This window comes from Pseudomonas sp. FP2254 (assembly GCF_030687695.1).
In the GTDB taxonomy this organism is placed as follows: Bacteria; Pseudomonadota; Gammaproteobacteria; order Pseudomonadales; family Pseudomonadaceae; genus Aquipseudomonas; species Aquipseudomonas quebecensis.
The window spans coordinates 3,021,746-3,038,192 of record NZ_CP117444.1 but is presented as its reverse complement, the minus strand read 5'-3'; the positions used below and the strand labels follow the sequence as shown (position 1 = coordinate 3,038,192).

Below are 16,447 nucleotides of genomic sequence, written 5' to 3'. Positions count from 1 at the left end.
GACCTGAGGCTGTTCATGAAAATTCCGCGCCCCTCCGCCCGCATGCCGCACCTGACTCAACTACGCAATCTGAAGATGGCGCGCTCGGCCCACGCCTATGTGCGGGGCAGCACCGTGCAATTCTACGAGTGGCTGCACAGCCTGCCCGGACGCCGCTTGCCCCATGGCCCGGCGATTTGGATCTGTGGCGACTGCCACGCCGGTAATCTGGGCCCGACCGGGGACACCGACGGCCGCATCGACATGCATATCCGCGACCTCGACCAAACGGTGATCGGCAACCCGGCCCATGACCTGGTGCGCCTGGCCCTGTCCCTGGCCACGGCCGCGCGTGGCTCGGACCTGCCAGGGGTGACCACCGCACGCATGCTCGAAGAAATGATGCAGGGTTACGAACAAGCCTTCAAAGACAAGCCGGACGAAGCCCCGCCACGCCCCTCCCAGGTCAAGGCCGGCATGCGCAGCGCGGTGGCGCGTACCTGGAAGCATTTGGCGCGTGAACGGATCGAGAGCGTGCGGCCGACGATCCCGCTGGGCAAACACTTCTGGTCGCTGTCGCGGGCGGAAAAAAGTGCGTTGGAAAACGTCTGCGCCTCGGATGACATTCAGCAGTTGGTCACCTCGCTCAAGGGGCGGCCCAAGGATGCCAAGGTCGAGTTGCTGGACTCGGCGTATTGGGTCAAGGGCTGCAGTTCCCTCGGGCTGCTGCGTTATGCAGTGTTGCTCGGTGTGGGTGACAAAGATGATCAGGAGTACTGCCTGATCGATATCAAGGAAGCCGTGGGCGCGGCGGCACCCCGTGCGTCCCGGGCGAAGATGCCACGAGACAATGGTCGCCGCGTGGTTGAGGGCGCGCGTCAGTTGTCGCCGGGATTGGGCGAACGCATGGTGGCGACGCGCTTTTTGGACCATGGTTTTTTTATCCGGGAACTGCTGCCCCAGGACATGAAGCTGGAACTGGACGAACTGAGCGAAACCGACGCCATGCACGCCGCCGGTTACCTGGCCCGCGTGGTCGGTATCGCCCACGCCCGACAGATGGACCGCGCCACCCGCAAGGCCTGGATGGCGGTCCTCCAGGAGAACCGCACCCGGCAACTGGACGCGCCGTCGTGGTTATGGACCAGCGTGGTGCAACTGGTAGGCAGCCATGAGCAAGGCTACCTCAACCACTGCCGGCGATATGCCCTGGAACACTGACCCTCAGCTTGCTGTTATGAGCAGGGCAAGCCTGCTCACTGCAAGAAGCGTTTTATGTTCCAGCTCCAGGCGGGCAACCCCGCTCACAGTCGCTCTCACGCCAGGTATTTGCGAAACCACCCCAATGTGCGCTCCCACGCCAGGTTCGCCGCCGCGTCGTCGTAACGCGGTGTCGAGTCGTTGTGAAAGCCATGGTTGGCGCCCTGGTAGATATACGCCTCATAGAGGGTTCCGGCCGCCTTCAACGCGTGTTCATAGGCCGGCCAGCCTTCGTTGATGCGCGTGTCCAGCTCGCCGAAGTGCAGCATGATCGGCGCCTTGATGCGCGCAACGTCCTTCGTGTCCGGTTGGCGCCCATAAAACGACACAGCAGCGCCCAGTTCGGGATAGGCCACCGCGGCCGCATTGGTTACCCCGCCGCCATAACAGAAACCGGTGATACCGACCTTACCGTTGCCGCTGTCGTGCTTCATCAGCCATTCGATGGCCGCGAAGAAATCGTTCATCAGTTTGGTCGGGGCGACTTGCTCTTGCAGCGCCTTGCCTTTTTCATCATTGCCGGGGTAACCGCCGACCGAGGTCAGGCCGTCCGGCGCCAGGGCGATGAATCCGGCCTTGGCCAGGCGCCGCGCGACGTCTTCGATATAGGGGTTCAAACCGCGATTTTCATGCACCACCACCACCGCCGGCAGCTTGCCGCTGGCATGTGTCGGGCGCACCAGATAGCCGCGTACTGTGCCGTGGCCCTGGGGCGAGGGGTAGGTGATGTAGTCGGCGACGATGGCAGGGTCGGTGAATTTCACCTGTTCGGCCAGGGCATAGTCGGGGCTCAGCGCCGCCAGCAACGCCGACGCGGTCAGCCCGCCGAAAGTGAACAGCGCAGCGCGGTCGAGAAACTCGCGACGGTTGATCGTGCCATGGGCATAGCCGTCATAGAGTTCCAGCAGTTCGGGGGCGAAGTCTTTGGCGCTCAAGCGTTCCATCGATGCAGTCCTCGCTAAACGGTGGCAGTGAAAGGTACCCGGATTCAGTCGGTACGACCGTGGGCAGCGGCGGCCAACTGGCCGGTATCGACACGCACAAATACCGAATCGCCGATGGCCGTGAGTACGCCGCCGGCGTACACCTCGCAGATCACCTGGGTTTTGCGCCCGACATCGCCCTCGACCCGCGCGCGTAAGGTCAGCGGTACGCCCATGGGGGTGGGCTTGATGAATTTGATGCCCAGGTTGCCGGTGACGCAGTCGATGCGCGGCACGCTGCCGGGTTCGCGTTGTTCGGCCTGGTAGTGATAAGCCATGGCGGTCCAGTTGGAGTGGCAGTCCACCAGCATCGCGATCAGGCCGCCATACACCAAGTCCGGCCAGCCGCAATAGCGGGCGTCCGGCTGGTGCTCGGCAATCACATGGACGCGGTCTTCATCCCAGCGGCTCTTGATGTGCAGGCCGTGGGGGTTGCTGCTGCCGCAGCCGTAACAGACGCCTTCCGGCGCGGTGGTGTCCTGCAGTGAAGGGGCGTGCATGTCGCATCCTTTTATTCTGTGGCGATAACTCTGTTTAGCAGGACAAACGAGGAATGGGAATAAAACGCTGAGGTAATGATGCCGCCCAGAGACGGTGTATCACCGCGCAAAACGCCTGGCGCCCGCCACGCACGCGATCACCAGCAGCGTCACCAACAGCATGCCTGGGCTGACCTGTTCATGCAGCAGCCAAGCCGCCAGCGCCAGGCCGAAGAATGGTTGCAGTAACTGCAACTGGCCGACCGCGGCGATACCGCCCTGAGCGAGGCCGCGATACCAGAATACAAAGCCGAGCAACATGCTGAACAACGCCACGTAGCCCAGGCTCAGCCACGCCGGCAGGCTGATCGCGGTGACACTCGACGGCGCCAGCAGCAGGCTCAGTGGCGCCACTACCGGCAGCGCCACCACCAGCGCCCAACAGATCACCTGCCAACCGCCCAGGCTGCGCGACAGCGTGGCGCCCTCGGCGTATCCCAGGCCGCACACCAGCACCGCCAGTAGCATCAGCAGGTCACCGGCCGGGGCAGCGGTCAGGCCCTGCGCGAAGGCGTAGCCCACCACCAGCGCGCTGCCCAGCAGCGAGAACAGCCAGAATACCGGGCGTGGCCGCTCGCCACCGCGCCACACCGCAAACACCGCCGTGGCCAGCGGCAACAGCCCGATAAACACAATGGAATGGGCTGAGGTCACGTATTGCAGCGCCAGCGCAGTCAGCAGGGGAAAACCAATCACCACGCCCAGCGAAACGATGGCCAGGGGCAGCCACTGTTGGCGGGTGGGGCGTTTTTCCTTGAACACCCACAGCAGCACTACCGCGAGCAGCGCGGCGAGGGTGGCGCGGATCACGGTCAGGAACACCGGGTCGAATTCCATTACCGCCAGGCGCGTGGCCGGCAGCGAACCGCTGAAAATCACCACGCCGATAAAACCGTTGATCCAGCCCTGTGCGCGGGTGTCCGGGGTGTCGAGCGTATGTTCCATGAGGTCTGCCTGAAAAAGAGAAGTTGCGTGGGCGTCATCCTAGGAGCGAGCATTGGCACAATCAAAAAATTGTCATGGATACACCTTGCATGCCGCGAGCCCGTTACAAACTGCTGGTCGATCGCTTCGCCCAGGCAATTCGCTCAGGCGCGATGGCGCCCGGTACTCGGCTGCCCACGCACCGTCAGCTGGCCGCCGAACATGGCCTTGCGCTGGCCACCGCGAGCCGGGTGTACACCGAGCTGGAGGTCATGGGCCTGGTCAGTGGCGAAACCGGACGCGGTACGTTTGTGCGTGAAATCGCCTTGCCGCCTGGGCAGGGCAGCGGGCAGATGAACGTGGCGGCGGGGCTGCTCGATCTGAATTTCAACTACCCGTCGTTGCCTGGTCAGGCTGACCTGCTGCGCACAGCTTTGCGTCAGTTGGCGCTGTCGGGCGACCTGGAGGCATTGCTGCGTTACCAGCCGCACGCCGGCCGCGTGCACGAGCGCGCCGCTGTCGCTCGGCATTTGCTTAGCCGCGGATTATGCGTAACCGCCGACCAGGTGCTGGTGGTCAGCGGCGCGCAACATGGCCTGGCGGTGACGATGATGGCGCTGCTCAAGCCCGGCGATGTGATTGCTGTCGATGCGCTGACCTACTCGGGGTTCAAGGTGCTGGCCGACACGCTGCACCTGGAAATCCTGGCCCTGCCGGCCAACGCCCACGGCCCGGACCTGGACGCCCTGCAGGCGTTGTGTCGTCGCCGTCCGGTGCGCGCGGTGTACAGCATGCCGACGTTGCATAATCCACTTGGCTGGGTAATGGACCTGGCGCAGCGCGAGCGGTTGGTGCACATCGCCCAACAACACAATCTGATGATTATCGAGGACGCGGCCTACGCGTTTCTCGCCGAGGACGCGCCGCCACCCGTGGCCAGGCTGGCGCCGGAGCGCACGGTGTATGTCGGCGGGTTATCCAAAAGTGTCGCCACTGGCCTGCGGGTAGGATTTGTCGCGGCGCCACCGGCCTGGGTCAAGGCGTTGGAGCGCAGCGTCATGGCGACCACCTGGAACGTGCCCGGCGTCATGAGCGCAATCGCCGTGGGTTGGCTCGAAGACGGCACCGTGGCACAGCTGGAAGCGCAAAAGCGCGAGGATGCGCGGGCGCGCCAGGCGTTGGCGGCCCAGGTGCTCAAGGGGCTGGCTTACACCGCTCATCCCTCTTCGTATTTCTTATGGCTGCCCCTGGCCGAAGATGCCCGCGCCGATCAGGTGGCGATGCAACTGCAGCGCCAGGGCGTGTCGGTGTCCACCGCCGAGCCGTTCGCGGTCTCGACCCATGTGCCGCATGCACTGCGCCTGGCCCTGGGGTCGGTGGACATGCCGGCACTGCGCGAAGCATTGCTCAAGGTGCGCAGTGCCGTGATGTGGTGAGCCGCGCCGGCTCACCGGGGAATCAGAACTTGAAGGCCTGACGGCCGATCAGCAGCCAGTGGCCTTTGTGTTTCTGCCAGACCTGGAAGTTCTCGATATCGGTGGGCACCTCGACACCGCTGTTCACCGCCTGGGCGTGAAAGTGATTGCGCACCAGCGCGGTATCGCCGCTCAAGGTGATGGTCTGCTTCTGCATTTCCAGAGTCTTGAAGCCGCTGCGGCCGGTCTCGATGTCGGCGATGAATTCCTGCTTGTTCTGAATCTTGCCGCTGGAGTGGCCGTAGGTCAGCTTTTCGGCGGTGAGGGCCTGTAACTGATTGATGTCCTTGTGCAGCATGGCTTGGGTCAGGTGGTCGACGGCTTGGGCGACGTCCTTGTCATCGGCGGCGGGGGCGGCAGCGACATAGCCGCTGAACAGGCACAGAAAACCGATCAGCACTTTCATATTCTGCATGGGGCGTTCCTTATTGTTGTTGAGAGAGACGACATTCGATGTCGTCGTACAACCATGCAATATTTTGAAAGGGTAAGGAAATTAAATTTTGAAATATCCCTGAATATAAGGCGCTTCGTGTTCGATTTAACTGGTATGACGTCCTAATACAGTGCATGGGGACGTACGGCTTCCTGTCGAACTGGCGCATCGCTATGCTCGTTGCCTCCCCCTGGCCGAGAATCAGATGGACACGTTAGTGTGCGTTCAGTGGCGGCGTGCGCGGCGGGATCAGGCGTTTGCTGCCGGTGGCTTCGTACGCCGAGGCGTAGCGCAGCAACGCCGAGTCATCGTATGCCCGACCGGCAAACGTCAGCCCCACCGGCATGCCGATATCCGCCATCACGCCCATCGGCACGGTGACGGTAGGCACGCCCAGGTGGCGGATGGCGAGGTTGCCGTTGGCCACCCAGATGCCGTTGCTCCAGGCGATGTCGGCACTGGCTTCGTTGATATCCGCATCCGCCGGGCCAACGTCGGCCACGGTGGGGAACAGCACCGCGTCGAGGCCGAGGCTGTCCATCCAGTCCTCCAGGTCGATGCGTCGGGTCTGTTCCAGGCCGCGTAGGCCGTCGGGGACGCTGGCGATTTCATTCCACGGCGTGATGCCGCGCTGGGCCATGCGCACGTACTCGTCCATGCCGGCCGCGAGGTCGTCTTCGCGGTTGGGCAGGGTGCCGGGGTCGTGGGGGAAAATCTGCGGGCCGTCGACGTCCGCCAGGCGGTTGAGGGCCGGGTCGTTATTGGCGCGTAGGAAATCGTCGAAGGCCCATGCGGAAAGCTCCCACAATTCATCGTGCAGGAACTGCTTGGACACCAGGCCACGGGTAAACACCGTCGGTGCGCCCGGGCGGTCGCCTTCGCAGTTGGACACCAGCGGGAAATCCACCTCGACCACTTCCGCGCCGGCGGCTTCCAACGCCTGGCGCGCGGCCTGCCACAGGTCAATCACGCTCGCGCGGGTGTGGATCTTCTGCCCGGTCGGGCCACCGATACCGGGTTTTTCGCTGGTGCCGGCCTCAGGGTCGGCATTGATATACATACGTGGCACGCCGAAGCGTTTACCCGCCAGGGTTGTGCTGTCGACAGCCAGTTCAGCATAGGAAGCAGGGCGCACCGAGGTAACGCTGGGGATCGGCACCCAGGGTTGCAGGCGCCACAGGTCGCCACGGGTGTCGGGGTCTTCGGCGACCACCACGTCGAGCACTTCCAGCAGGTCGGCCATGGTGCGTGCAAACGGCACCACCACGTCCATGGTCGGGGTCAACGGCCAGTTGCCGCGCACCGAAATCACCCCGCGTGACGGCGTGTAGGCACATAGACCGTTGTTGGAGGCCGGGCCACGGCCGCTGGACCAGGTTTCTTCAGCCAGGCCGAACGCGGCGAAACTGGCCGCCGTCGCGGTACCGGCACCGTTGGACGAGCCGGAGGCGAACGGCGCGGTCAGGTAATCGGCGTTGTAGGGGCTCTCGGCACGGCCGTACACGCCGCGCTGCATACCGCCATTGGCCATCGGCGGCATATTGGTCTTGCCCAGGCAGATCGCACCACCGGCGCGCAGGCGTTCGATGGTGAACGCGTCACGACAGGCCATCAGCTTGGCGAACGCCGGGCTGCCGGAGGCCGCTGTGAGGCCTTTGACCAGGTAACTGTCCTTGGCCGTGTAAGGAATGCCATCCAATGGCCCGAGGGTCTCACCCTTGGCTCGCCGCGCATCGGACGCCCGCGCTTCTTCCAGCGCCTGGGGATTGCGCACCACCACGGCGTTCAGCGCGGTGGCCGTTTGCGGACCGTCATAGGCATCGATCCGCGCCAGGTAGGCCTTGACCAGTTCAACGGCAGTGGTCTGGCCGGATTCAAGCGCCGCGCGCAGCTGGGCAATGGAAACTTCAGTAACTTGCATCACGTTTTTTCGCCGCCTTCAGAGGGGAGGTATGGCGGCAGTCTACGGACAGATATTTCACAAAACCAGCGCGCAATAGTCCGCATAGGCACCGCGCATTACTTCCCAAGTGTGCGCATCGGCGGGGATCAGGTGTTCGATGCGCAAGGAGGTGAGGGTGATGTCCTGGGGCATGCCGAAGGTGGTGAAGGTCGATAGGAAGCTCAACTCGCCCCGGCGCGAACGGACGCGCGTCAGCACCAGCGGCGGCATAGACGCTGGCAATTCGGTGACGTCCGGCGCCGGCAAGCCGGCCAACAGCGTGGCCAACTCGGGGTTACCCAACGCTTCGCGGCTGGCGCGTTGCCAAGCCACGCTGCGGATTTCTTCGGCATTGATCAAGTGATCGCCCAGGCCGCCCGGCTGTAGCAGCGTGGCCATCAGGTTCAGGCCGTCAGTGGCTTGGGGCGCGATCCCGACCAGTTCAAACAACACCCCAGTGCTGGCATTGGCGGCCAGTACCTCCCAATGACTGCCCAGCAGGATCGCCGGCGCGGGGTTGTTGGCATGCAGCACATGGCTGACGGCTTCGCGAACCGCTGCCATGCCGGGCGCAGCGAGCGCAGTGGCGGTATAGCGCGGCGCGTAGCCGGCCGCCAGGAACACGCGGTTGCACTGCTCCAACGGTGCGTCCAGCGCGCTGAGCAGGTTATGCAGCGTGCCGGGGCTGGCCCTCGCGCGGCCGGTTTCGACGCAACTGAGATGGCGCTGGGACACACCGGTGACCAGCGCCAGTTCCAACTGGCTCAGCTTGGCGCGGCGGCGCAATTGGCGCAGTTGTGCGCCGGCAGTCGAAGGGGTGTCCATGGCCAATTCATGACCTCCTTGGTCATTGCGAGGAGCGTCACCTTATCACTAGGGTGATGCTCGATCACATCAAGGAGCAGACTATGCACAGACCTTTCATTGCCCTGGCCGCTTTGCTGGGGTTTTCCCTGTATACCCTTGTGACCCTGCTCACTGCCGAGCAATCGCTATTGGCTTTTGGCCGGCAACTGCTGTCACGCCCGGACACGGCGCAGGTGGTTATCGACCTGTACTTGATGGCAGTGCTGGCCTGCGTGTGGATGTATCGCGATACGCGTCGGCGCGGGCGGCCGATGGTGTCGGTGCTGCCGTACTGGTTGCTGACGGCGGTGTTCGTATCGGTGGGGCCGTTGTTGTATCTCGTGGTGAAGGGTTTTACCCCGCCAGCGCGCAGATAGCTCCGCTCTGGTAGATGCTGCTTGCGGTAGCGAATCGGCTCAGCACAACAGTCGGCGCCTCAAACGCCAGCCCCCGTCCCACTCACCAACTGAATCCGGTCACGCCCACCTCGCTTGGATTCATACAACGTGGCATCCCCCTGTTCGATCAACGCCGCCAGGCTGGCCGGCGGTTGGTCGAACAGCAGGGCGCCGATGCTCAGTGTCACCGGTTGCGGCGTGGTGAAGCGTTGGCAGGCCAGTTGTTGGAATTGCCCGCGTAGTTGATTGCCCAGTTCCACGATCCCCTGCGCACTGGTGGCATTGAGCAGGATGGCGAATTCGTCACCGCCCAGGCGCGCGGCCAAGGCGCCGTCGGGGGTGACGCTGCGGATCATTTCACTCAATGCGATCAGCAGGTGGTCACCGGCGCTGTGACCATGCAGGTCGTTGACGCTTTTGAAGTGATCGATGTCGATCAGCAGCAGTGCGCCCGGTTGTGCGGCCGACGCCTGGGCCAGCAGGCGTGGCGCGCGCAGGTTCAGGGCGCGGCGGTTGTAGAGCGCGGTGAGCGGGTCGCGGGCGGCGAGGCGGGCGATGTGCTGTTCGCGGCGATAGCGTTCCGAGCCGGTCATCGACAGCGCAATCAGCATGATCGCCATGGCGCCTTCCACCAGTGACACCTGGATGATTTCGCCCTTGAACGCCGCGAGGTCGATCAAGGTGCCGGGAACCACCGCCGACGCAGCCTTGGCCACGTAGAAAGCGCCATGAATCAATAAAACATAGCGCAGTTGCACCGCGCCGACGCTCAGGGATTTGCCATGGGGACGCAGCAGAGAACTGGCGCGCAACGTCGGCAACGCCACCAGCAGCGACTGCACCGCCAACATCGCCTTTGACCACGGCAGGTCGGCCGGCAGCATCAGCATCCCAAGCCACACCACCAGCATCAGTGCCCACAGCGCTGACAAACGCACTTGGGTAAACCGCGCCACCCCGAGCAAAAACAGAAAATGTGCGCTCACCAGCAAACCGTTGGCGAACCAGATGCCGATCACCAGGTAGCCATTGATACGCAGCAGCGCCAGGGTCGAGCCGACGGTGATGGTGGCGAAACCGGCGCTCCAACAGAGCAAGGAGGGTTCGCGCACACTGCGCCATTCAATCAACAGGTAAAGCGCAGCCGCGGCCGCGAGGGCGACGGTCAGGGCCAGGATCGTGGGTGGGTCGAGCGTCATAGCGTGCAGAACTGCCTGGTGTGCGTTTAAACGCGAATTGTAAGCGCACACACAGGTTTTTCAGAACATAAACCGTAATGGCATACCGCCATCCGATGACCGGCGGTCAAACCCCTTTAGTCGACGGCAGCAGCACCGTGAGTATCCCTACCAACGGCAGGAACGAACACAGCTTGTAGACGTATTCGATGCCGTGGTTGTCCGCCAGCAGGCCGAGCAAGGCTGCGCCGATCCCGCTGAAGCCGAACATCAGGCCGAAGAAGATGCCGGCGATCATGCCGACATTGCCCGGCACCAGCTCCTGGGCGAACACCACGATGGCCGAGAACGCGGAGGCCAGGATAAACCCGATCACCACGCTGAGCACGGCGGTCCAGAACAGGTCGACATAGGGCAGCGCCAGGGTGAACGGCGCGGCGCCGAGGATCGAGAACCAGATGACTTTCTTGCGCCCGATGCGATCGCCGATCGGCCCGCCGAAGAACGTGCCCGCGGCCACTGCACCGAGGAACAGGAACAGGTACAGCTGGGAATTGGCCACCGACAGGTGGAATTTTTCGATCAGGTAGAAGGTGAAGTAGCTGGTCAGGCTGGACATGTAGAAGTACTTGGAAAATACCAGCACCGCGAGCACCACCAGGGCAAACGTCACGCGGCCCTTGGACAGGCCGTGGGTGGCCTGGCCGCCCTGCTTTAGCTTGAACAGGTTGAGGTGGTTGCGATACCAGCGGCTCAAGCCATACAACACGCCGATGGCGAACACCGCAAACAGGCCGAACCAGGCGATATGGTCCTGGCCGTAGGGGATGATAATCGCCGCCGCCAGCAGCGGGCCGAATGCGCTGCCGGTGTTGCCGCCGACCTGGAAGGTCGATTGCGCCAGGCCGTAGCGACCGCCGGAGGCCAGGCGCGCGACGCGCGAGGTTTCCGGGTGAAAGGTCGACGAGCCCACGCCCACCAGGCCGGCGGCGAGCAGGATCGCCGCGAAGCTGCCGACAAACGCCAGCAGCAGGATGCCGACCAACGTGCAGACCATTCCGGCCGGCAGCAGCCACGGCTTGGGATGACGGTCGGTGTGATAGCCGATCCACGGCTGCAGCAGCGAAGCGGTGAGCTGGAAGGTGAGGGTGATCATGCCCACCTGGGTAAAGCTCAACCCATAGTTGGCCTTGAGCATCGGATAGATCGACGGCAGCACCGCCTGGATCAGGTCATTGATCAGGTGCGCCAGGGCGCAGGCGCCGATGACGCGTAGCACCAGCGGACTGGCTTGGGGTGGGCTCGGGGTGGCGACAGGTGAGGCGGTCAGGGTCGACATGCAGGCATTCCATACAAGGCAGCAAACGGTGTGGAGACGGGCAGCGATGCTATGAATCGCTGCTCTCTATCTGGACGCGGTGTTTATGCTAGATTCGGCGCAAATGCCTGTCTCGCGTAATTGGGGCGGCAATCATCGCAAAAAGGGCGAAATGATCAAATCACTGGACACATTCCTGCGCGAGATCGACGAGGGCGACTGGGCCGTGATCAGTTCGGCCACCGACTACCCGGAAAACTGGGTGATCCCCGACCACAGTCACGAGAAGCATCAACTGTTGTACGCCACCGAGGGTGTGATGGTGGTGCATTCGGCGCACAACCAGTGGACCGTGCCGCCCCATCGCGGTTTCTGGATGCCCAGCGGTCATGTTCATTCCCTGCGCTGCGTGGGCGCGTTGAAAATGCGCAGCGTGTTCGTGCGTCCCGAAAGTTTCCCGAATTTGCCGAGCGAGACCAAGGCGGTGAGCATTTCGCCGCTGCTGAGCGAGCTGATCAAGGCATCGGTCAGCCTCAAGCCGCCGTACGCAGAAGACTCGCGGGACGCGCGCATCATGCACTTGATCTTGGATGAGCTGGCGTTGTTACCGGCCTTGCCACTGTCGCTGCCGCAGCCGGCCGACCCGCGTATCCGGCAGATCTGCGAAGCCTGGCAGCACGATCCCGGTGATGCCTCCACCGTCGCCCACTGGAGCGCGCGGCTGGCGCTGGACCAGAAAACCATCCAGCGTCTGTTCCGCAAAGACACCGGTATGACCTTCGGGCAGTGGCGCCAGCAGGCGCGCCTGTTACTGGCATTGGAGCGCATTGCGCTGGGCGAGAAAATCATCGACGTGGCGCTGACGCTGGGCTACGACAGCCCCAGCGCCTTCACCAGCATGTTCAAGAAACAGTTCGGCAAAACGCCGAGTCAGTTTTTTACCTAAGCCGTCGCGTCAGCCCAGCAACCCATGGAACGCAGTGATGTCCAGCGGGCGGCTCAGGAAATAGCCCTGGCCCTCGTCGCAGGCCACCGACTTGAGCATCGCCAAGTGTTCGGCGGTCTCGATGCCTTCGGCGGTTACCGTCAGGGACAGTGCGCGACCCAGGCCGACGATGGCCTGGATAATAGCCTTGTCATCCTCGCTTTCTTCCAGGCGATTGAGGAAGCTGCGGTCGATCTTCAGGCCGTCGAACGGGAACGCGCGCAGGTAGCTCAGCGATGAATAGCCGGTGCCGAAATCGTCCATGGCGATGCGCACCCCAAGCTGCTTGAGGGCATGCATCACTTCCAGCGCGCCGGGAGCGTCTTCGAGCATCACGCTTTCGGTGATTTCCAGCTCGACCCGCGCCGGATCAATGCCCGAGGCCTGCAACGCCTGCTGCACGCGCTCCACCAGATTGCCGCGCTTGAACTCGGTGGGCGACAGGTTCACCGACACAAACAGCAGGTCCGGCCAGCGCGCCGCATAAGCACAGGCCGTTTCCAGGACCCAGTCGCTCAGCGCCAGGATCAGCCCGGACTCTTCGGCAATCGGAATAAATGTGTCCGGCGCGATCAGCCCACGCACCGGATGTTGCCAACGCACCAGTGCTTCGGCGCCGACCATTTGCCCGTCGGTGATGCGGTAACGCGGCTGGAAGTGCAGGCGCAGTTCGGCGTGCTTGATCGCGAAGCGCAGGTCGCTTTCCAGGCGGCGCCGCTCGATGATCCGCGCGTTCATTTCCCCGGAGTAGAAACGCCAGGTATTACGCCCCGCGGACTTGGCTTCATAGAGCGCAATGTCGGCATAGCGCAACAGCTCGGTTACGTTGCCGGCGTCATTGGGCGCCAGGGCGATACCGATGCTGGCGCTGATAAACACCTCCTGCTCGTCGATCCGCACGGCCTGCTCGATGGAGGCGATCAAGCGTCGACACAGGTTCTCGACCTCGTCCTGGGTGCCGGCATCGCTGAGGATCAACACAAACTCATCGCCGCCGACCCTGGCCACCAGGTCGCCGTGGCGCACACAATCGGCCAGGCGCCCGGAGACCTCATTGAGCACCCGGTCGCCGGCGGCGTGACCGAGCAGGTCGTTGACCGGTTTGAAGCGGTCCAGGTCCAGGCTGAGCATCACCAGCGGACGGTCCGGAGATGGCAAGGTCTTGAGCTTGCCATTGAGGAATGCCTGCAGGCGCGTGCGGTTGGCCAGCCCGGTGAGCGCGTCATGCTGGGACAGGAACTCGATACGCCGGCGTGCCTCGACTTCTTCGGTGACGTCCGTCGCGGTGCCACGAAAACCCCCACAAGGCATTTCCCGCGCGGCCAGGCGGGTCATGCGCTCCTGGCCCTGGGCATCTACGTAGCGACATTGCAGGCTCAAGTCCGGACGGCGCTCGGGGTCGCCCAGCCATTGCGAGAGCAGGCCTGCCTCGGTGCCGAGCAGGTCAACCATGGCCGCGCCGATCCAGGCGTGGCGGTCCAGCCCGGTGACACTCTGGAAACGCTCCGACAGGTAAGTGAAGCGCCAGTGTGCGTCGATTTCCCAGACCCAGTCGGAGCTGGCCTCCACCACGTCGCGAAAACGCGCTTCGCTGGTGGCCAAGGCGTTCTGGCTGTTCTGCAGCGAGGCATGGCTGGCATCCAGGGCCAAGGCGTCCGCCGTGGCCCGGCGTGAAATCACCCAGGCCATCAGGCACACCAGCAATGCGGCCAGGCTCAGCAGCGGCAGGCCAATGCCTATAAGGCGCAGGCCGGGACGTTCGGGGTCCCAATGCAGGCTGCCGGCGTCGCCGTTTTCGCCCAGGGGCACCAGCAGCACATTGCCGATGTCATCGGGCGTGGCGATGTGCAGATTGTTCACGCCGAATTCACGGCCGATTAGCGCCAGCTTGTCGGCGGTGAGCAGGTCGACGAACACCAGCACCGAGGGCAGCCGGCCATCGACGGTGACCGTGGGATCGGTGCCTGGGGTGATGGCTGCGGCGGCCACCAGCGCGGGGCTGCCGCGTACGTTGATAAAGCGCGTGACCGGAGCCTGGTCCTCGGCACCGGCGCGGGCCTGCTCAAGAATGCCGGTGATGGGCTGCCCCAGCCATTGGCTGAGTTCGACGCTCTGCATTTCGCCCTCGACCACGGCGTAGACCGTCTGGTCGGCCTCGTTGACCACAAACAGCCCCTGGAAGCCGAAGTCCTTGAACAGCGTCGGGCCGACGTTTTCACGCACGTAGGCCCATTCCGTGTCGACGGTGACGTGCAGATGCTTGTAGGCATCGCTCCAGAACGCGTAGTCCTTGACGGTCAACCGCAGGGATTTTTCCAGCGACTGCATGGCTTTGCGCGTATAAAAAGCGCTTTCGACCTGCTCGGTGTGGTCCAGGTCGTGCGCGATGTACACCAGAGAATAAGCCGCTGCGATAAACACACACGCCAACAAGGCCATGAAATTGAGCAGTGAGGTGCGGGTCAGCGAAAGGCTGGTGCGGGTGGAGAGGGTACGGACGATAGGAGCGAGAGTATTTGGCATTATTTCCCGCAGGGCGTCGCTGCAAGTCATGGATATGACAGTTTATCGGCGCTCCCGCAGAAATATTTAGGTCGATCTTGGCCGCCGCAATCGCGAAGCTGCCGCTGCCGCAGATACCGATCACGCCGATGCGTTCGCGGTCGACCATGGGCCGAGTGCCCAGGAAATCCATGGCGGCACTGAAATCCTCGACATACAGGTCAGGCAGCACGGCATTGCGCGGCTGGCCGGCGCTTTCGCCCCAGAACGAGAGGTCCAGGGACAGCGTGCGATTGCCCGGCATGTGCCAGGCCCCGGCGACCGCCCGATGCCGATTCCAGGCCTGGGTTTCTATCGACGTGAATGGCCGCAGCCTCCAGTGGTGTGCATGGTCGAGCCATGCATCGTGCTGGTGGCGCAGGGCGAAAAGCAGTTGTGGGTCGGCGGCCATGGCTACGGCTATGACCCTGCGCGCTTCCTGCTGACGTCCCTGGATATTCCGGCCAATTCCGAGGTGGTGCGCGCCAGCGCCGAGCAGCCGTGCCTGGGCCTGACCTTCAAGCTCGACCTGCGCATGCTTGCGGAGTTGATCGCCCAGGGCGAGACGCCGCCCACCCGTGAGCGGGCCGCATTGACAGGCGTAGGTATCGGCACCGTCACCGGCGGCCTGCTCGATGGGTTCGCGCGTCTGGTGGCGTTGCTGGATGAACCCGCCGCTATCCCGGTGCTCGCGCCGTTGATCCAGCGCGAGATCCATTATCGGCTCCTGCAGAGCGATCAGGCCGGTCGCCTGCGACGCATCTGTGCCGTGGACGGGCAGGGCTATCGCATCGCCAAAGCCATCGACTGGTTAAAGCTCAACTACGACGCGACGCTGCGTGTGGATGAGCTGGCGGCGCGGGTGCAGATGAGTGCGGCCACGTTCCACCATCACTTTCGCCAGCTGACGGCGATGAGCCCGTTGCAGTATCAGAAATGGTTGCGCTTGAACGAGGCACGCCGGTTGATGCTCAACGAGCATCACGATGTTTCCAGCGCGGCCTTCCGGGTGGGCTATGAAAGCCCGTCGCAATTCAGCCGCGAATACAGTCGACTGTTCGGCTTGCCGCCCAAGCGCGATATCGCCGGGCTGCGCCGAGGCATCCACTAGCGCTCGTGGGCAGTGAGGTTGGCGAAGAAGATGCAGCCGATCAGGCGCGCGAACAGGCTCAGGGTTTCGGCGAGGTTGGGGTCGTCGAACAGCATCGCCTTGGAGTCCAGCGCACACAGCGCACCGAACAGACGGCCGTCGGGCAGGAAAATCGGAGCACCGGCGTAGCTCTCGATGGCGTACTGCTTGACCACCGGGCGCGTGGCGAAGCGGCCGTTCTGACTGACCTGGGGGATGAACAGGGTCTGCGGGTTGATGCAGAACTCACTGCACAGCGTGGTTTCCAGATCGAGCACGTCATCCGGATGGATGCCCATGTCGAAAGGGTCATGCACCGAGCACACCACCCATTCCAGGTCGGTGAATTTGGCGATGCCGGCAAAGCGCATGCCGGTCAGACGCGTGACGAGTTGCAGGATGCTGGTGGTGGCTTCGATTTCGGCGATGGCGGCGCGTTCTTCCGGGCTGAGCAATGACAGTGGTGCGGTGACGCTGGAAAGCATGCTGAACACTCCAAAGGCGCGGTGGTGGT

15 protein-coding genes and 1 pseudogene are annotated in these 16,447 nt (G+C 63.5%); 5 read left to right on the top strand and 11 right to left on the bottom strand.

Features of this window, described 5'->3' with window-relative positions; genetic code table 11:
- The first annotated feature begins 15 nt into the window (after positions 1–15).
- Complete coding sequence (locus PSH94_RS13935; RefSeq protein ID WP_181077908.1) at positions 16–1,200, top strand: DUF2252 domain-containing protein; 1,185 nt, start codon at positions 16–18, stop codon at positions 1,198–1,200.
- 95 nt (positions 1,201–1,295) lie between these two features.
- Here the strand turns inward: PSH94_RS13935 and yghX are convergent, their stop codons facing one another.
- The 3 genes from yghX to PSH94_RS13920 form a co-directional block, all read right to left on the bottom strand.
- A complete protein-coding gene (gene yghX, locus PSH94_RS13930; protein ID WP_305434841.1) occupies positions 1,296–2,183 on the bottom strand; it encodes a YghX family hydrolase in 888 nt (295 codons plus the stop codon).
- Positions 2,184–2,227: 44 nt separating this feature from the next.
- Positions 2,228–2,722 carry a PaaI family thioesterase gene (locus PSH94_RS13925; RefSeq protein WP_266249652.1) on the bottom strand — a complete coding sequence of 165 codons (495 nt, stop codon included), beginning with the start codon at positions 2,720–2,722 and terminating at the stop codon, positions 2,228–2,230.
- A gap of 99 nt (positions 2,723–2,821) precedes the next feature.
- On the bottom strand, positions 2,822–3,706 hold the full coding sequence (locus PSH94_RS13920) for a DMT family transporter (protein ID WP_266249650.1): 885 nt from the start codon (positions 3,704–3,706) through the stop codon (positions 2,822–2,824).
- An 89-nt stretch (positions 3,707–3,795) separates the two neighbouring features.
- Here PSH94_RS13920 and PSH94_RS13915 point away from each other — a divergent pair, with 89 nt between their 5' ends.
- On the top strand, positions 3,796–5,121 hold the full coding sequence (locus PSH94_RS13915) for a PLP-dependent aminotransferase family protein (protein WP_181077900.1): 1,326 nt from the start codon (positions 3,796–3,798) through the stop codon (positions 5,119–5,121).
- 22 nt (positions 5,122–5,143) lie between these two features.
- Here the strand turns inward: PSH94_RS13915 and PSH94_RS13910 are convergent, their stop codons facing one another.
- From PSH94_RS13910 to PSH94_RS13900, 3 genes are all read right to left on the bottom strand, one after another.
- Positions 5,144–5,575, bottom strand: a complete 432-nt coding sequence (locus PSH94_RS13910) for a nuclear transport factor 2 family protein (RefSeq protein WP_181077899.1) — start codon at positions 5,573–5,575, stop codon at positions 5,144–5,146.
- Between the two features lie 235 nt (positions 5,576–5,810).
- Positions 5,811–7,520, bottom strand: coding sequence for an amidase (locus tag PSH94_RS13905; RefSeq protein WP_181077898.1), 1,710 nt, complete (start codon positions 7,518–7,520; stop codon positions 5,811–5,813).
- A gap of 54 nt (positions 7,521–7,574) precedes the next feature.
- The gene (locus tag PSH94_RS13900) at positions 7,575–8,363 is read right to left on the bottom strand and encodes a helix-turn-helix domain-containing protein (protein ID WP_181077897.1); all 789 of its coding nucleotides are present in this window, start codon (positions 8,361–8,363) and stop codon (positions 7,575–7,577) included.
- A gap of 83 nt (positions 8,364–8,446) precedes the next feature.
- Here PSH94_RS13900 and PSH94_RS13895 point away from each other — a divergent pair, with 83 nt between their 5' ends.
- A complete protein-coding gene (locus tag PSH94_RS13895) occupies positions 8,447–8,761 on the top strand; it encodes a DUF2834 domain-containing protein (protein ID WP_181077896.1) in 315 nt (104 codons plus the stop codon).
- Between the two features lie 59 nt (positions 8,762–8,820).
- On the opposite strand, the gene PSH94_RS13890 is transcribed toward PSH94_RS13895, so the two are convergent.
- Positions 8,821–9,981 carry a GGDEF domain-containing protein gene (locus tag PSH94_RS13890; protein WP_305434837.1) on the bottom strand — a complete coding sequence of 387 codons (1,161 nt, stop codon included), beginning with the start codon at positions 9,979–9,981 and terminating at the stop codon, positions 8,821–8,823.
- A 106-nt stretch (positions 9,982–10,087) separates the two neighbouring features.
- Positions 10,088–11,299: an MFS transporter gene (locus PSH94_RS13885; RefSeq protein WP_181077894.1), complete on the bottom strand. Its 1,212-nt coding sequence runs from the start codon at positions 11,297–11,299 to the stop codon at positions 10,088–10,090.
- A 103-nt stretch (positions 11,300–11,402) separates the two neighbouring features.
- Here PSH94_RS13885 and PSH94_RS13880 point away from each other — a divergent pair, with 103 nt between their 5' ends.
- Positions 11,403–12,224 (top strand): helix-turn-helix domain-containing protein, encoded by an 822-nt coding sequence (locus tag PSH94_RS13880; RefSeq protein ID WP_253507942.1) that lies wholly within the window; start codon positions 11,403–11,405, stop codon positions 12,222–12,224.
- 9 nt (positions 12,225–12,233) lie between these two features.
- Here the strand turns inward: PSH94_RS13880 and PSH94_RS13875 are convergent, their stop codons facing one another.
- Complete coding sequence (locus tag PSH94_RS13875; RefSeq protein WP_181077892.1) at positions 12,234–14,786, bottom strand: EAL domain-containing protein; 2,553 nt, start codon at positions 14,784–14,786, stop codon at positions 12,234–12,236.
- Positions 14,787–14,820: 34 nt separating this feature from the next.
- Positions 14,821–15,054, bottom strand: a pseudogene (locus PSH94_RS13870) (alpha/beta hydrolase); the annotation flags it as partial.
- Positions 15,055–15,057: 3 nt separating this feature from the next.
- Here PSH94_RS13870 and PSH94_RS13865 point away from each other — a divergent pair.
- Positions 15,058–15,915: an AraC family transcriptional regulator gene (locus PSH94_RS13865; protein ID WP_305437734.1), complete on the top strand. Its 858-nt coding sequence runs from the start codon at positions 15,058–15,060 to the stop codon at positions 15,913–15,915.
- Here the strand turns inward: PSH94_RS13865 and PSH94_RS13860 are convergent.
- Positions 15,912–16,418, bottom strand: a complete 507-nt coding sequence (locus tag PSH94_RS13860) for a GAF domain-containing protein (protein ID WP_181077888.1) — start codon at positions 16,416–16,418, stop codon at positions 15,912–15,914. The genes PSH94_RS13865 and PSH94_RS13860 overlap by 4 nt on opposite strands.
- Between the last annotated feature and the right edge of the window lie 29 nt (positions 16,419–16,447).